1 protein-coding gene is annotated in these 828 nt (G+C 58.7%); it reads right to left on the reverse strand.

The window, feature by feature from the left end; genetic code table 11:
- On the reverse strand, positions 1–828 hold an 828-nt coding region (tuf, locus tag BN1121_RS08110; protein ID WP_082038235.1), incomplete at both ends, for an elongation factor Tu.

Here is an 828-nt window from a genome sequence, read left to right on the forward strand (position 1 = left end):
TACCTGACCACGCTCTACGTCTTCACGCTTCACGCCACGCAGCAGGGCGCCGATGTTCTCGCCTGCACGACCTTCGTCCAGCAGCTTACGGAACATTTCAACACCGGTACAGGTGGTCTTGGTGGTGTCTTTGATACCAACGATCTCAACTTCTTCACCAACCTTCACGATACCGCGCTCTACACGACCGGTAACTACGGTACCACGACCTGCGATGGAGAAGACGTCTTCGATCGGCATCAGGAACGGCATGTCGATGGCACGCTCCGGCTCCGGGATGTAGGTATCCAGGTGACCGGCCAGCTCCAGGATCTTCTCTTCCCACTGAGCGTCGCCTTCCAGCGCCTTCAGGGCAGAGCCACGTACTACCGGCAGGTCGTCGCCCGGGAAGTCGTACTCGGACAGCAGCTCACGCACTTCCATCTCTACCAGCTCGAGCAGCTCTTCGTCATCAACCATGTCGCACTTGTTCATGAACACGATGATGTACGGTACGCCTACCTGGCGACCCAGCAGGATGTGCTCACGGGTCTGCGGCATCGGGCCGTCGGTAGCAGCTACTACCAGAATAGCGCCGTCCATCTGGGCAGCACCGGTGATCATGTTCTTAACGTAGTCGGCGTGACCCGGGCAATCTACGTGAGCGTAGTGACGGGTAGCGGTGTCGTATTCTACGTGGGAGGTGTTGATGGTGATACCACGCTCACGCTCTTCCGGGGCCTTGTCGATCTGGTCGAAGGCGAAGGCCTTACCACCGAAGTGCTTGGCCAGCACGTTGGTGATAGCGGCGGTCAGGGTGGTTTTACCGTGGTCAACGTGGCCGATGGT

It is taken from the genome of Aeromonas diversa CDC 2478-85 (assembly GCF_000819805.1).
Taxonomy (GTDB): domain Bacteria; phylum Pseudomonadota; class Gammaproteobacteria; order Enterobacterales; family Aeromonadaceae; genus Aeromonas; species Aeromonas diversa.